General features: G+C 31.1%; 17 protein-coding genes, 2 tRNA genes and 1 riboswitch. Of the genes, 14 read left to right on the top strand and 5 right to left on the bottom strand.

Features of this window, described 5'->3' with window-relative positions:
- The 3 genes from C3E89_RS00365 to C3E89_RS00355 all read left to right on the top strand — a co-directional run.
- Positions 1-468 (top strand): GNAT family N-acetyltransferase (locus C3E89_RS00365; RefSeq protein WP_236910526.1); only part of this gene is annotated, 468 nt, incomplete at its 5' end.
- A complete protein-coding gene (locus C3E89_RS00360) occupies positions 461-1,009 on the top strand; it encodes a GNAT family N-acetyltransferase (protein WP_236910525.1) in 549 nt (182 codons plus the stop codon). The genes C3E89_RS00365 and C3E89_RS00360, both read left to right, overlap by 8 nt.
- A gap of 26 nt (positions 1,010-1,035) precedes the next feature.
- Entirely contained in the window at positions 1,036-1,593 is a 558-nt protein-coding gene (locus tag C3E89_RS00355) for a GNAT family N-acetyltransferase (protein ID WP_236910524.1), read from the top strand.
- A 169-nt stretch (positions 1,594-1,762) separates the two neighbouring features.
- Positions 1,763-1,821, top strand: a riboswitch (Fluoride riboswitch).
- A 164-nt stretch (positions 1,822-1,985) separates the two neighbouring features.
- On the opposite strand, the gene C3E89_RS00350 is transcribed toward C3E89_RS00355, so the two are convergent.
- The 5 genes from C3E89_RS00350 to C3E89_RS00330 all read right to left on the bottom strand — a co-directional run bounded on the left by C3E89_RS00350 (position 1,986) and on the right by C3E89_RS00330 (position 4,552).
- A complete protein-coding gene (locus C3E89_RS00350; protein ID WP_236910523.1) occupies positions 1,986-2,423 on the bottom strand; it encodes a YaiI/YqxD family protein in 438 nt (145 codons plus the stop codon).
- A gap of 21 nt (positions 2,424-2,444) precedes the next feature.
- A complete protein-coding gene (locus C3E89_RS00345) occupies positions 2,445-2,717 on the bottom strand; it encodes a putative signal transducing protein (RefSeq protein WP_025642071.1) in 273 nt (90 codons plus the stop codon).
- Between the two features lie 155 nt (positions 2,718-2,872).
- A complete protein-coding gene (gene thyX, locus C3E89_RS00340) occupies positions 2,873-3,574 on the bottom strand; it encodes an FAD-dependent thymidylate synthase (RefSeq protein ID WP_236910522.1) in 702 nt (233 codons plus the stop codon).
- A gap of 31 nt (positions 3,575-3,605) precedes the next feature.
- A complete protein-coding gene (locus C3E89_RS00335; RefSeq protein ID WP_236910521.1) occupies positions 3,606-4,196 on the bottom strand; it encodes a DsbA family oxidoreductase in 591 nt (196 codons plus the stop codon).
- 269 nt (positions 4,197-4,465) lie between these two features.
- Positions 4,466-4,552, bottom strand: a tRNA-Leu gene (locus C3E89_RS00330).
- Between the two features lie 182 nt (positions 4,553-4,734).
- On the opposite strand from C3E89_RS00330, the gene polA reads away from it, so the two are divergent.
- The 11 genes from polA to C3E89_RS00275 form a co-directional block, all read left to right on the top strand.
- A complete protein-coding gene (polA, locus tag C3E89_RS00325) occupies positions 4,735-7,392 on the top strand; it encodes a DNA polymerase I (RefSeq protein ID WP_236913411.1) in 2,658 nt (885 codons plus the stop codon).
- Positions 7,379-7,993, top strand: a complete 615-nt coding sequence (gene coaE / locus C3E89_RS00320) for a dephospho-CoA kinase (RefSeq protein WP_236910520.1) — start codon at positions 7,379-7,381, stop codon at positions 7,991-7,993. The genes polA and coaE overlap by 14 nt, the downstream gene beginning before the upstream one ends.
- 18 nt (positions 7,994-8,011) lie before the next feature.
- Positions 8,012-8,668, top strand: a complete 657-nt coding sequence (locus tag C3E89_RS00315) for a lytic transglycosylase domain-containing protein (protein WP_236910519.1) — start codon at positions 8,012-8,014, stop codon at positions 8,666-8,668.
- 18 nt (positions 8,669-8,686) lie between these two features.
- Entirely contained in the window at positions 8,687-10,441 is a 1,755-nt protein-coding gene (locus C3E89_RS00310; RefSeq protein ID WP_236910518.1) for an ABC transporter substrate-binding protein, read from the top strand.
- Positions 10,442-10,478: 37 nt separating this feature from the next.
- Positions 10,479-10,565, top strand: a tRNA-Leu gene (locus tag C3E89_RS00305).
- A 56-nt stretch (positions 10,566-10,621) separates the two neighbouring features.
- On the top strand, positions 10,622-11,668 hold the full coding sequence (locus C3E89_RS00300) for a DNA polymerase IV (protein WP_236910517.1): 1,047 nt from the start codon (positions 10,622-10,624) through the stop codon (positions 11,666-11,668).
- A 339-nt stretch (positions 11,669-12,007) separates the two neighbouring features.
- Positions 12,008-13,342 (top strand): electron transport complex subunit RsxC, encoded by a 1,335-nt coding sequence (gene rsxC / locus C3E89_RS00295; RefSeq protein ID WP_236910516.1) that lies wholly within the window; start codon positions 12,008-12,010, stop codon positions 13,340-13,342.
- 11 nt (positions 13,343-13,353) lie between these two features.
- On the top strand, positions 13,354-14,391 hold the full coding sequence (locus C3E89_RS00290; RefSeq protein WP_236910515.1) for an RnfABCDGE type electron transport complex subunit D: 1,038 nt from the start codon (positions 13,354-13,356) through the stop codon (positions 14,389-14,391).
- Positions 14,392-14,967 (top strand): RnfABCDGE type electron transport complex subunit G, encoded by a 576-nt coding sequence (locus tag C3E89_RS00285; RefSeq protein WP_236910514.1) that lies wholly within the window; start codon positions 14,392-14,394, stop codon positions 14,965-14,967. It abuts the gene before it with no gap.
- 22 nt (positions 14,968-14,989) lie between these two features.
- Positions 14,990-15,616 carry an electron transport complex subunit RsxE gene (rsxE, locus tag C3E89_RS00280; RefSeq protein WP_236910513.1) on the top strand — a complete coding sequence of 209 codons (627 nt, stop codon included), beginning with the start codon at positions 14,990-14,992 and terminating at the stop codon, positions 15,614-15,616.
- On the top strand, positions 15,613-15,883 hold a 271-nt coding region (locus C3E89_RS00275; RefSeq protein WP_272876541.1), incomplete at its 3' end, for an electron transport complex protein RnfA. The genes rsxE and C3E89_RS00275, both read left to right, overlap by 4 nt.

The following is a 15,883-nucleotide window of genomic DNA, read 5'->3' as shown; positions in this document are numbered from 1 at the left end:
ATAAGTGATCCAAAATCCAAATCAAATATAACTAATTCCATACTTAGAAAACTACCAGATTGGTTTGGAATAGAAGAAGCTATTATTGAATATGTAGATAAAGTAAAGGATACCATTTTTTATGCAGCTTTTGATAATGATAAGCCTATAGGATTTTTAAGCTTAAAGTTTAATAATGAATATACTTGTGAAATATATGTTATGGGGATTAAGAAAGAATATCATAATAAAGGAATAGGTAGAGAGTTAGTAGAAAGAGCCATAAGTTATTTGATAAAGAAAAATTATAAGTTTTTAATGGTTAAGACTCTTGGAGAAAGTCATCTAGATAAGAATTATAAAAAAACTAGAGAATTTTATAATAAACTAGGATTTTATCCAATCGAAGAAATTAAAGGAATTTGGGGGGAACATAATCCTTGTCTTATAATGGTAAAAAGTTTGTATGGAGGTACAGTCAATGTTTAAACATATAGTTGATAATAATATTGAACTAAGATTAGTTGATATACATCATGCAGGGGAGATGTTTAAATCAATCGATTCAAACAGAGAACATTTAGGAAAGTATTTGCCTTGGGTAGATAGTACTGAAACTGTAGAAGATACCATATCCTTTATAAAGAATAGTAAAAAGAAATATGCAGCCAATGATGGTTTTGATGCTAGTATATGGTATAAAGGAGAATTTGCAGGTGTTATAGGTTTTCACGGTATAAATCCTAGTATTAAAGAAATAAGTATAGGTTATTGGCTAGATGAAAACTATGTAGGAAAAGGAATAATGACAAAAGCATGTATAGAATTTATTAATTATGCATTTACTATTTATAATCTAAATAGAGTAGTAATTAGATGTGCAGAAGACAATCTTAAAAGCAGAGCTATTCCAGAAAGGCTTGGATTTACTAAGGAAGGTATAATTCGAGATGGTGAATTACTTAAGGATGGTTATGTAAATTGTGTTATATACGGAATGCTGAGAAAAGAATGGAATAGAGGGTATTAATTATCTGAAATATAGGGGGCAATAAAATGGGAAAACAACCTATAATAGAAACAGAAAGGTTAATACTAAGACCTTTTGAGTTATCGGATTCAAAAAGAGTACAAGAATTGTCTGGAGATTCAAAGGTGGCAGAGACAACCTTAAATATTCCCCATCCCTACGAAGATGGAATAGCGGAATCATGGATTAGTACTCATAAACATAATTTTAATAGTGGAAAAAGTATTACCTATGCAATAGTGATAAAAGATACTAAAGAAGTAATTGGAGCAATAGGCCTTACGATAAATAAAATTCATAGAAAAGCAGAACTTGGATATTGGATAGGAGTACCTTATTGGAAAAATGGATATTGTACAGAGGCTTCTCAAGCTATTATTGAATTTGGGTTTAAGGAATTAAATCTAAATAGGATTTATGCACGAGCTATGGATTCTAACATTGGTTCATGGAGGGTAATGGAAAAGGTAGGTATGAAATATGAAGGCACTCGTAGACAGGATGCTATTAAAAATGGAGTACCAGTGGATTTGAAAAGTTATGCAATTCTAAGAGAAGAGTTTTATAGGTGTAGAGCGGATTAGACTGTAGAAAGTTAGTTTCTGAAAGCATCCATATGATAATTTGGATTAGCGGAGTATCTGAAAATGAAAAACTAATGTATAGGTTTGAAATATTTATTATTTTTGTTTACCATATAAATTTAAATTTCTTGACATTAGATAGAGAGTTATAATATGCTCTTACTAGAAAATAAATAATGGTGATGGGGTTCACCAAAATCGCTTAATGCTAATGACTCCTACAGGAATACTATGTTATACCTGTGGGAGTTTTGTTTTTTGTGACTATTATAAAGGAGATGATATTTTGGCATTAGCAGTATTATCCATACTTATTACTGCACCTTTAGGAGCTATTGGTATTAATTACTCAGCAGAAAAATTACTGTAATATATCTGATGTATAAGCCAAATCAGGATATAGATAAAATAAGCCTTTTTAAGTTCTCTTCAAAATCCTCATTAGCTTGAGGATTTCTTTTTTTGAACTTAGTATAGATATTTTGTTTTCTCCGCAAGGTTTGGTGAATATATCTTCTATTTAATATTTCACCAATATTATTTTCTGTAATGAATAATCCGTTTTGATTGATACAATAAGCATTTTTTGCTAACCCCATAGCTGCTAGACCATAGTCCTGGCTAATCAATATATCACCAGGTTTAATCCTATTTACTATGTAATAATCTGCACTATCGTTAGATATATCTACAGTTATGATTTCTGCATAAGGGTCGTTTAATTCTACTGCGTAATTTTTAACTACCACTATTTTAATATTATTCTCTTTAGCAACTCTTATTGCAATATCAACTACAGGGCAACCATCAGCATCAATAAAAATAGTCATTCAAACACCTCTGATTAATCATTATTCATCCCAAGGGAATTCATCAATAATAGATTGAGCTTTTTCAAGCATGGATTTTTCTACGAATATATCAGTTCCATAAATTGAAAAGCCACTATAAATCCTCATATACCCTCCACTTCCTTGATCCTTAAGGATATATGGGATATTATTTTCATCTAACAAATTTTCAATGAAGTTCAACTCAACACTATTATATACAGTTTTTAAAAGAACCATTTTAATATCATCTTCATGATTTTTCTTATGAATATCATGTTGCTTATTAGACATAAAATTCACCCCTTATTAATTATATCTTATCATATATAATTAATACCCATAAATATAGTGGAATATTTTATATAAGAAAGAAAAATTTGAGCCAGCTGGTTTTTAGATACTATATAAACTGAGAACGGCTGAGCTAACCGTTCTCTTAGATGAACTTAAATAGAAATAGCTTCTAATGATACTGGGAAACTTTCTTTTGCTAATATAAGTATGGCTTTCGCATATTCTTGAATTTCTTTTTGAGCATCAGATTGAATTCTTTGGTTAATAAAATGAACAACTGACTGTAAAGAGGCTGTCCAGTACCACCTTACATACATGCCATATGCTGGTAAGAACAATCTTGCTTGTTCAGCACATATACCATCTTCCAAGGCTTCATTATATAATCTTTCCCCTAAATCTATATATTCCATAAGGGATTTTGTATATTTTTCTCCCAATTCCCACTCTATAGGTTTACCGCTACCTTGTTTAGAATTTTCTGGTTTACTCCGCCATTGATTTTTTTCAGGAATATAGAATAGGGGCTCTTCAGTAATATACCTTCTGCTAGATTCATTCCATGCGTTAAGTGAATCCCCAACCCCTTCTTGATGGGCTGATCCTACAATATATTTCCACCATTGTCTAGCTACCATAAGAGGAGCATATACTTCAAATTGTAATATGGCATGTCTAAAAGGGGAAGTGTGGTCCTCTCTAGCTAAAAAATTAATAAGCCTTCTATCCTTATCGTCTAATTCTAAAGATTCTTTTGCGTAAGACACTCTAGCAGCATTTACGATAGTTAAATCTGAGCCTAAAGTATCTACAAGTCTTACATAACCCTTATCTAACACATTGACCATTTTCATATATTCAACCCCTTAAATTAAAATTATACTTTTAACCCAACAAGTCTTTCTTAAATCTCTCATAATCCTTTAATAAAGTTACCTTTCTATTTCCATTTACAATAAATGTAGGTACAGATTCTATTCCATATACAGACCATAGGTTTTTTGCCTCTTCCATTTCCTCATCATAGAAACCCTCATCAATACATTTGTTCATTTCTACTATATTAATTCCAACCTCTAACCCTATTTCATTAATAATTACTGGTTCACCAACATTTTTTCCATATTCAAATATGGTTTTAAAAGCTTCTTTAGCAAACTGGTAGTATTTTCCTTCATCCCTTGCAAATAAAGCAGCCTTGTGTAGTCTATGGGTGTTAAATTTTTTGGTTTTGTTATTGTATACCAAATTATACTCGGAGCCTAATCTTTCAATTCTTCTATAACTCATATCTATCTGTTTCTGTGGGATCTGGTCTGTTAAATCTCCTCCTTCAATGGGAAGAACTGGATCTAATTCATAGGGAATCCATTCTATATTTATATCTGGAATTTCTTTTGTTAATTTCTCAGCTATGGAAAAACCTATATAACAAAAGGGACATGCAAAATCAGAAACTATCTTTATACTAGTCATATTACCACTCCTTAATATATACTATATATGGTATACCCAAGGGGGTAAAATATAAACCTAATGATACTTGTTAAATAGATTGTATTTACTTAAACCACTCATCAATAATACTTATATTGGAAATTAGAAAAAATTAGGATATAATTTATATAATATTAATTAGTGAAGTAAATTAGGATCAAAAACTTAAGATTATTTTTAAGGAAGGGGCGAAGGGAATGGAAATTAAAAAAAGGCTTAAGCCTTATAGCCTAAACCTTTATAAGTACTGGTGCCGGTGGTGGGACTCGAACCCACACGTCCTTGCGGACAACGGATTTTGAGTCCGTCTCGTCTGCCAGTTCCAACACACCGGCATATTTATTACAAGAGATATAATAACATAAAATTGTCAAACAATCAAGAACTATATTTTCAATTATATTTACTGATAAATATATTTAATGTATACTAGTTATAATAAAAGACTAAAGTTCTAATGTATTTAACATAATATATGAGGAGTGATTTTGTGAATAGAGAACAAAAAGAAAAGTTAATGATCATAGATGGAAATAGCTTAATCCATAGGGCTTTTTATGCTCTTCCTTTATTATCTACAAAGGATGGCATATATACAAATGGGGTTTATGGCTTTTTAACCATGCTATATAGAATTAAAGAAGAATATGCCATAGATTATATATGTGTAGCATTTGATAAAAAAGGACCAACCTTCAGACATGAAGCTTTTGACCTTTATAAGGCAAATAGGCAGTCTACCCCCAATGAATTATCACAACAATTCCCAATACTAAAAGAAATACTTTCAGCTATGAATATAGCTCAATTAGAGTTAGATGGATATGAAGCAGATGATATTGCAGGGACATTGTCAAAAATAGGAGAAGATAATGGACTGGGTATAATATTAGTAACTGGAGATAAAGATTATTTACAATTAGCTTCAGATAATACTAAGGTTTTAATAACTAGAAAGGGAATTACTGAATTAGAAGAATTTGATAAGGAAAAAATAATAGAGGAATATGGAATAACACCAGAACAATTTGTCGATTTAAAAGGTCTAATGGGAGATAAATCTGATAATATTCCAGGGGTACCAGGTATAGGGGAAAAAACTGGCATAAAATTATTAAAAGAATTTGGTACTATGGAAAACCTATATGATAATATAGATAAGGTAGGAGGCAAAAAGACTAAAGAGTCTTTAATAGAAAACAAAAATTCTGCAGTACTTAGCAAAACTTTAGGAAAAATAATTAGAAATGCTCCTATTGAGTTTGCCCTTGATGAATTAAAAGTAGAAGAACCTAATTGGGATGAACTAAAGAAACTATACGATACATTAGAATTCAACAGTTTGCTTTCGAAAATACCGGGAGATAAGATTAGGGCAGAAGAGGATTCAAAATATGAAACGGAATACATAGTTATTGAAGGGGATAATTATGATTCAATAATAGATAAAATTAAATCAAATAAAAATTTTTGTTTTAAATTTTTATTTGAAGATGAAAACTATATTAAAAGCCAAATAATTGGAGTTGGCATAAAGGTTGGAGACAGTGTACCTTATTATATAGATTATTCTAAAAATGATATTAAACTATTTAGAGAAAAATTTATAGAGTATTTTGAATCTGATGAGATTGAAAAATATGGTCATATGATGAAAATGGACATATTTGCTTTATTGAAACTTAATATAGATATTAAAAATATGGTTTTTGATACTATGATAGGTCAATATTTATTAAATCCTGCTCAATCCAATTATAGTATTAATGAATTAGGTAAAGAATATCTAAATATTTATGGTAAAGACTTAGAAGAACTACTAGGTAAAGGTAAAAGTAAAAAAACCTATAAAGACTTACCTATAAATGCAAGGGCAGAGCATATTTCCCAAACTTTAGATTTGGTCCATGGAATTAGGGAGCCTATAAATAGACTAATTGAAGAACAGGAAATGACCCAATTGTATTATGAAGTAGAATTACCCTTAGTGGAAGTATTAGCCAATATGGAATACTACGGGTTCAAAGTGGATTTAGATGTATTGAATCAATTAGGAGAAGAATTTCAAGGAGAGATCGATAATTTAACAACAGAAATATATGCTTTAGCTGGTAAAGAATTTAATATAAACTCTCCAAAACAAATGGGAGAAATACTATTTGATGAATTAAAATTACCTGTAATTAAAAAGACAAAAACAGGTTATTCTACAGATGCAGAGGTTCTAGATAAATTAAAAGGGCAACATGAAATAATAGAAAAAATACTTAAATATAGACAGATGGTAAAATTGAAATCCACATATATAGATGGTCTAATAAATCTTGTAGACAAAGAAACTAATAAGATTCATTCTAGTTTTAATCAAACTGTAACCAATACCGGTAGAATTAGTAGTACAGAGCCTAATCTGCAGAATATTCCCATTAAAACGGAAGAAGGTAGGATGATTCGGAAGGCCTTTGTGGCTGAGGATGAAGACTATATACTAGTAGATGCAGATTATTCACAGATTGAACTAAGGGTATTAGCCCATATATCCAAGGATCCAAAATTAATGGAAGCTTTTTATCATGATGAAGATATCCATACAAAAACTGCTTCAGAAGTATTCCATATTCCAAAAGGTGAAGTAACGCCATTGATGAGAAATAGGGCCAAAGCAGTTAATTTTGGTATAGTTTATGGGATAAGTGACTATGGACTTTCTAAAGATTTGAACATATCTAGGAAAGAAGCCAAAGAATATATAGATAACTATTTAAAAAATTATGAAATGGTCAAGAGATATATGGAGGATATAATAAAAACTGGAAAAAAAGAAGGATATGTGGAAACAATTTTAAATAGAAGGAGATATATTCCAGAGCTTAAATCTCGAAATTATAATGTAAGGTCCTTTGGAGAAAGAATCGCCATGAATACTCCTATACAAGGAAGTGCTGCTGATATTATAAAAGTGGCTATGGTGAAAGTGTTTCAAGAATTAAATAGAAGAAAATTAAAATCTAGATTGATATTACAGGTTCATGACGAACTTATCGTTGAAGCATTTAAAGACGAAGTAGAAGAAGTAAAAAGTATTATAAAGGATATTATGGAAAATTCTATCAAATTAGATATTCCATTAAAAGTGGATTTAAATACAGGAGACAATTGGTATGAATCAAAATAAAGTTAAGATCATTGGTTTAACTGGAGGTATTGCCACTGGAAAATCAACAGTTTCTAATATCATAATAAAATTAGGTTATAAAGTGATAGATGCTGATAAAATAGCAAAAGATGTAGTAAAAATAGGAAAACCTGCCTATGAAAAGATAATAGATTTTTTTGGCAAGGATATATTAGATATTAATAACAATGTCAATAGAAAAAAATTAGGTAGCATAATATTTAGAGATAGGTTGATGAGAAAGAAGCTAAATAAGATTGTGCATCCCTATGTTTTTGAAGGAATAAAAAAATTAATAGAAAAATATAAAGAAGAAAGAATTATCTTCTTGGATGTACCTTTACTAATAGAAGAAATGGATGAATTTATCAATTATGGGATATCCTTTGATGAAATTTGGTTGGTCTATGTAGACGAGGCTACCCAATTGGATAGGCTTATTAAAAGGGATCTAATTAGTAAGGAGGACGCAATAAAAAGGATTAGAGCCCAAATGCCTTTAAAGTTAAAAAGAGAATATGCAACTAGAATAATCGATAATGGAAAAGATTTAAAAAGTTTAGAGAAAACAGTAGAAAAAATAGTATATGAAGTAATATAATTCTCTGGAGGGTTTAATTTGACGTGGAAAATAAAAAGATTGTTTAAAAAAATATTCTCCACCATTTTAATTGTTTTATTATTAGTTGGGGCAACAATGGTCTATATGAAAATTACTTATCCTTTAGGATATCTAGATTTGATTAAGAAGTACTCTAAAGAATACAATGTAGACCCTTATCTAGTAGCAGCAATTATCAATGTAGAGAGTAGATATGATAAAGAAGCCATATCTTCTAAGAAAGCAAGAGGGCTTATGCAGATATCTCCTACTACTGGAGAGTGGGCTGCACAAGAATTAGCTATAGAAGATTTTACTTTAGAAAAACTATTTGAACCAGAAATTAATATAAGAATAGGTACTTGGTACTTAAAAGTCCTTTCTGAAGAGTTTGATAACAATTTACAGTTGATTTTAGCCGCATATAATGGTGGAAGTGGCAATGTATCTAAATGGCTAGGAAATAAAGACTATTCTAAAGATGGATTAGTGTTAAGTAAAATACCTTTTAAAGAAACAGAAGAATACATTAAAAAAGTGGAAAGAAATTTAAAAATATATAGGATAATATATAAGTCTCAATTTAATAAAAGATCTTTATATGGAGAAAACTATTTAATTGGTTTTATGCATAATTTTAGAAAGATAATCAAAACTTTAATAACGTACAAATAGCAAAAGGGGGAAAATACTTTGAAATGTAAAAGGATTATAATCACATTATTAATTATAACAATATTATTTACATTAACAGGATGTGATAAAGATGAAGCAAATAATATATCTGAAACCTTTGAAACTAATACTACAAGTGTTAAAGAATATGAACCTGAATATGGTGGTCAATTGGTGCTACCATTAACAGTTTTAAAAACTTTAAATCCCCTAATCAGTGAAAATCTTAGTTATTATTATTTTAGTAAGCTAATATTTGAAGGTTTATTTGAATTAGACCAAAACTTTGATATTAAAAATCAACTAGCAGAAGATTATATTATAAGAGATGATGGAACTATAAGTATTAAATTAAAGGAAAATGTACTCTGGCACGATGGTGAAAAACTTACAGCAGAAGATGTAGCCTTCACTATAAATACCATTAAATATGCAAATAATGATTCTACCTATAAAAAAATGTGGGATGCTGCCATGGGGAATTACTATTCTTCTAATATTAATAGGATAATAGATGTATACGTAATAGATGATTATAATCTAGATATAAAATTTGATATAAATTTTAGTAATAGTTTGGAAACATTGATATTTCCGATAATACCTAAGCATAGATTCGTTGTAGATATAGAGAATAAAAACTCCTATATTAAGGCGCTAATGGAAGATGATTATACCCCTATAGGCACAGGACCTTATAGGTTTTCAAACTATGACAAATATAAATCAATCCGATTAGAATATTTTCAAGACTATAGAGAGGGTAGACCTTATATAGATAAGATAATTGGGAAAATACTAGAAGACGATGAATTAGCTTTAACTGCTTTTGAAGCTGGACAAATAGATTTAACAATAGCTTTGGGAGTGGATTGGGAGAAGTTTGACCAAAATAACAGAGTTAGAATACTTGAATTTGTTTCACAAAATTATGATTTTTTAGGATTTAATTTTTCAAAATCAATTTTTAACAATGAGCAAGGTCATAAATTAAGAAAAGCTATGGCTTACGGAATAGACAGACAAGCAATTATTCAAAAGGTCTTTTTAGGACATGCTACACAGACTGATTTACCAATTCATCCTAATTCTTGGTTGATTTCTGATGAAGCTAACGCTTATGGATATAATCTTTCGAAAGCTCGAGAAGAAATAAATGAATTAGGGTGGAAAGACATTAATGGAGACGGATTTTATGAAGACGAAAATGGAAAAGAGATTACTCTAAGGCTTATAACCAATTCTTATAATCCACTAAGGCTAAAGACTGCAGATATGATAGTTGAAGATTTGAATAAAATGGGGATCCACGTAATTAAGGATTATCCAGAAAATATACCTGACAATTTAACTGAAGAGATGGTTGATAATCAGTGGGAACATTTAAATAATCGAATTATAAGAGGGGATTATGATATTGTATTATTAGGTTGGAGCATTTCTCCTACACCTGAATTATCATTTGCTTTCCATTCTAGTCAAATAAAATCAGGTACTAATATAATTAGATATAATAACCAAGCTATGGATGAGGCTTTATTAGAGGCTTTTGGAGCTGTTAACAAGGATAGAAAATTAAAGGCTTATGAAAAACTTCAGTCAGTGATTACAGAAGAATTGCCTTATGTAAGCTTGTTTTTTAAGAATAAAGCTTTATTAATAGATAAAAAGATTATGGGAGATGTTGACCCTACTTTCCACAATATTTATAGAAATATTGAAAAATGGTATATTCCTAAAGAATTCCAGGAAGAAGTAGTTGATAAAAAGTAGGATTTTATTTATAATAAGATTATAACAATATTAAATTGCAGGGGTGGTGGAACTGGTAGACACGTATGTTTGAGGGGCATATGGTAGAGATACCGTGAGGGTTCGAGTCCCTTCTCCTGCACCAAATCATATACATATCGGTATATGATTTTTTTATACAATAATTGAGGTGGTATAAAAATGGATAGGGAAATAATCCATATAGATATGGATGCTTTTTATGCATCAGTTGAGCAGAGGGATGATCCTAAGTTAATGGGAAAGCCTGTCATAGTAGGCGGGGTTCGTAATAGGGGAGTTGTATGTACTGCTTCATATGAAGCGAGAAAATATGGGATTCGTTCAGCCATGCCAATAAAGGTTGCAAAAAGATTATGCCCTAAAGGCATCTATTTGCCAGTAAATATGCAAAAATACAAGAGTGTATCCAAAGAACTTCATAAGATCTTTAGTAGATACTCATCAAAAATTGAACCTATTTCAATAGACGAAGCTTTCTTAGATATAACTGGACAGAACTCTCTTCTTATTGCAAAAAATATAAAAGAAGATATACGAATAGAGTTAAAACTTACTGCTTCTGTAGGAATATCTATTAATAAATTCTTAGCAAAACTTGCCTCAGATGTAAAAAAACCTGATGGTTTAACCATAATCAAAAAAGAAGAAGCAGTAGAATTTTTAAAACCCTTACCTGTATCCCGATTATGGGGTGTTGGTCCTAAGATGGAAAGAGAGTTGAATAAGCTGGGCATATATTATATTGAAGACATACAGAGATATGATAGGAATGTTTTAGTATCCCTATTTGGTAAAAGAGGAAAAGAAATATACGACTTTTCTTATGGTATAGATTTAAGACCTGTAGAGGTCCATATTATTAACCAGTCTATAGGAGAAGAAGAGACCTTCCAAGATGATATTAATAACCCTGAAATATTAATCGATAGATTAGAGTTCTATTCCATTAACTTAGCAAATAAATTGATATCAAAAGATTATTTAATAAGAACAATTACCGTAAAAATTAAATATAGTGATTTTACTGTAGAAACTAGAAGTGTAACTTTAAATATGCCTACAAACGATGAAAACACAATTTTTAAAATTAGTAAAAATATATTACTAGAAAAATTCAACTTAAATAAGGATATAAGGCTTATTGGTCTAACTCTCTCAAATTTAATTTACCCAGAAGATCCAATCCAATTAAGCATGGAAATATGACCAAATATGTATAAAAAAGGTTACCGTAGTTTATTTAACAATAATAAGCATAAATCATCATTAGAAAAACAAATTTACCCTTTTATTGGGCAAAAACAAATATCTATGATTGTGAATATTACCGGCAGGAGACTAAGAAAACCTTGTAAAATAAAGGTTTGTTAAAAATATCTCAATACGTCTATAGGGTATACATTCTGGAGAAATAATGTTATAATGAACAATGGAAACAAATAGCCTGAACCTATTTATAGAGGTTTTACTTGATCATTGTTTATCTATTTTTTATCATTTTTTATATAAATAATACAAGAATAAGGAAAAAGAGGTGGAATAAGGATGAAGTTAGAAAATCTCACTTTTAAAGGTGGGGTAAATGTACCACACTATAAGGACTTGACAGAAAATCTATCTATAGAGAAAGCAAAAATGCCAGCTATGGTTACCATTCCATTACACCAGCATACTGGAGCTCCTTGTGAACCTTTAGTAAAGGTAGGAGATACGGTAAAAGTTGGTCAAAAAATTGGACAATCTGAAGCTTTTGTATCTGCACCAGTTCATTCATCAGTATCTGGTACTGTAAAAAGTATTACTACTATGGCTATTCCTACAGGTCTTACCGTTAATTGTGTAGTAATTGAATCTGATGGAAAGGATGAGTTACACGAATCGCTAAAGCCAAAGGGAAAACTAGAGGACTTATCTTCTAAGGAAATTATAGGGATAATCAAAGAAGCAGGTATTACAGGTATGGGTGGAGCTGGTTTTCCAACTCATGTTAAGTTATCACCTCCTTCAGACAAGAAGATTGATACCATTTTAATAAATGGTGCAGAATGCGAACCCTATTTAACAGCAGACCATAGAATAATGGTTGAAGAACCTGAAAAAATAATCTTTGGACTAAAAGCTATTATGAAGGCAGTAGGAGTAGAAAGAGGAATTATTGGAATAGAAAAGAATAAACCTGATGCCCTAATAGCATTAAAAGAAGCAAGTAAAGATGAAAAAAACATTAGCGTAGCCTCTTTAAAAGTTAAGTATCCTCAAGGAGATGAAAAAAGGTTAATCAATGCTACATTAGGACGAATGGTCCCATCTGGAGGGTTACCAATGGATGTTGGTGCTGTAGTGTGCAATATTTCAACAACTAAAGCTATTGCAGAAGCTATATTAGAGGGAAAACCTTTGTATGAGAGGATAACCACCATTACAGGCCATGGTATAAAAGAACCTAAAAATCTTCTTGTGAAAATTGGAACACCTTTTAAGGATTTAATTGAACAATGTGGAGGTTTTAATGAAGGTTCACCAGGTAAAATCTTAATGGGTGGTCCAATGATGGGATTAAGTCAATATTCAATAGATATACCAGTCATAAAAGGTACAGGTGGTATATTGATAATGACAGAAGAGGAAGCAAAACCAGAACCTATACAGCCTTGTATCAGATGTGGCAAATGTGTAGAAGTCTGCCCAGTAAGGTTACAGCCTTTATATTTAAGTAGCTATGCCTTAAAGAAAAACTTTGATAAAGCAGAAGAGTTTCATGCTCTAGATTGTGTAGAATGTGGAGCATGTTCATATATTTGTCCAGCTAAAAGACCTTTAGCCGAATCCATTAGAATGGCTAAAAGGGAAGTAATTGCTAAAAGAAAGCAAAATAGATAGGAGGATATGAAATGGATAGTAAAGTTATAGATACTTCTAAAGCTAAAGAAGTTGCTTTGGAAAATATGTTATTAGTTTCTTCATCTCCTCATATAAGATCGAATGAATCTGTACAGAGGATAATGCTAGATGTAATAATAGCACTTACACCAGCCATTATAGGAAGTGTATACTTTTTTGGATTAAATGCACTAAAATTAATATTGATTTCTGTAGCATCAGCTATGGCTTTTGAAGCAATTATTCAGAAAATATTTAACAAACCTATAACTATAAATGATTTTTCAGCTATAATAACAGGAATTTTAATTGCATTTAACTTACCCGCCAGTGCACCTTGGTGGTTACCAATTATGGGTTCTGCCTTTGCAATAATAGTAGTTAAACAATTTTTTGGTGGTTTAGGTTCAAATTTTATGAATCCTGCATTAGCAGCAAGAGCAATGCTTCTTACTTCATGGCCAGCTCATATGTCAACTTTTACTGGAACTAGACCAGATGTAGTTGCCACTGCTACACCTTTAGCCATGATGAAATATGGAATGGGAGCTGATGGAGGGGCATCTGCAACAGTTGAAGCTGCTACATCTGCATCACAAGCAGCAGGAGCAGAACTTCCTACGTTATGGAATATGTTCATAGGAAATGCTCCAGGAGCAATAGGAGAAACATCTGTCTTATTATTATTAATAGGAGCTGCATATTTGATAATCAGACAAGTTATAGATTGGAAGATACCAGTATTTTATTTAGGAACAACCTTTATTATGTTAGTATTACTTGGAGTAGAAACAGAGTTTTTACCTTACCATATGTTAGGTGGTGGACTAATACTTGGTGCTTTTTATATGGCCACTGACTATGCTTCTTCTCCCGTTACTCCTATAGGAAGGATTATTTTTGGTATAGGTGCTGGAATACTAACTGCCCTAATACGAGTTAAAGGTGGTTATCCTGAAGGAGTGTCTTACTCAATTCTATTGATGAACGTGGCAACTCCATTAATCGAGAAATTTACAAGACCTAAAGTATTTGGGGAGGTGAAGTAAATGAACGAAACCCTAAAGTTAGGATTGATACTATTTATAATTACTGCAGTAGCAGCATCGGTACTAGCTTTATCCAATAGTGTTACATCTGAGAGGATTGCAGAAGCAGATAGACTAGCTAATGAAAGAGCAAAGATGGAAGTATTAGATATAGCGGAGGAATTTAATACTTTAGATGGGGGAAGGTTAAAGGAAATTGTAGGATCAGATTCAAATATTGTAGAAATTAATGAAGGATATAAAGGCTCAGATTTAGTAGGATATACTTTCAATATAAAGGTAAATGGCTATGGTGGAGAAATCACCTTTATGACTGGAATTTCTAAAGAAGGGAAAATTACTGGCTTGAAGGTTTTAAATCATGGAGAAACTCCTGGACTTGGAGCAAATTCAACTAAGCCTTGGTTCTCTGATTCCTTTAAAAACAAAACTGTTGCCAGTGAAATAACAGCAGCTAAAAGTCCACAGGGAGAGAGCGAAGTTCAAGCTCTTACAAGTGCTACTGTAACAACAACTGCCATAGTAGATGGAGTAAATACAGTTCGTCAATTATATAATGAGAAATTATCCGATTAGTTAAAGTGTGGAGGTGTAAACATTGAAGTTATCTAAAATCTTTTACAATGGAGTAGTAAAAGAAAATCCTATATTCGTCCAATTAATAGGAATGTGCTCCGTATTAGCCGTAACTACTTCTGCTATAAACGGTTTAGCTATGGGTCTTGCAGTTACAGGGGTATTAATTGGATCCAATGTTGTAATTTCATTACTACGAAAGGTAATTCCAGATAAAATTCGTATACCAGCTTTTATTGTAGTTATAGCAACCTTCGTTACTATAGTAGAAATGTTCATGAAGGCCTATACTCAAGACCTATATAATGCTCTAGGGATATTTATTCCTTTAATAGTAGTTAACTGCATTATTCTAGCAAGGGCAGAGGCCTTCGCATCAAAAAACAATGTTCTAGCTTCAGCAGTAGATGGTTTAGGTATGGGTATCGGTTATACTATAGCATTATTAGCATTGAGTATTTTAAGAGAATTACTAGGGGCTGGAAGTATATTTGATATACGGTTATTTGGTCCCAGTTTTGAACCAGCTCTAATCTTTATAATGCCACCAGGAGCATTCATTTTACTTGGAATATTAATAGCTATTTTTAATAGTGTAAGGAATAAAAAAGCTTCAAAACAAGCTTTAGTAAAGGAGGAAGCTAGATGAGCCTTTTTACTATATTAATCAGCACTATATTCGTTAATAACTATGTATTAGCTCGTTTTTTAGGAATATGTCCTTTTTTAGGAGTATCTAATAAAACGGAAACGGCAACTGGAATGGGGATTGCTGTAACTTTCGTTGTTACATTATCTTCAATAATAACTTATATAATACATCATGCTATTCTAGATACTTTAGGATTACAATATTTACAAACTATAGTATTTATTCTTGTTATAGCAGCATTAGTTCAATTCGTTGAAATGGTAC

The sequence above is a fragment of the Clostridium sp. Cult1 genome, from assembly GCF_021655095.1.
GTDB lineage: Bacteria > Bacillota > Clostridia > Tissierellales > Tepidimicrobiaceae > Schnuerera.
This window is presented reverse-complemented; position numbering and strand designations above follow the sequence as displayed.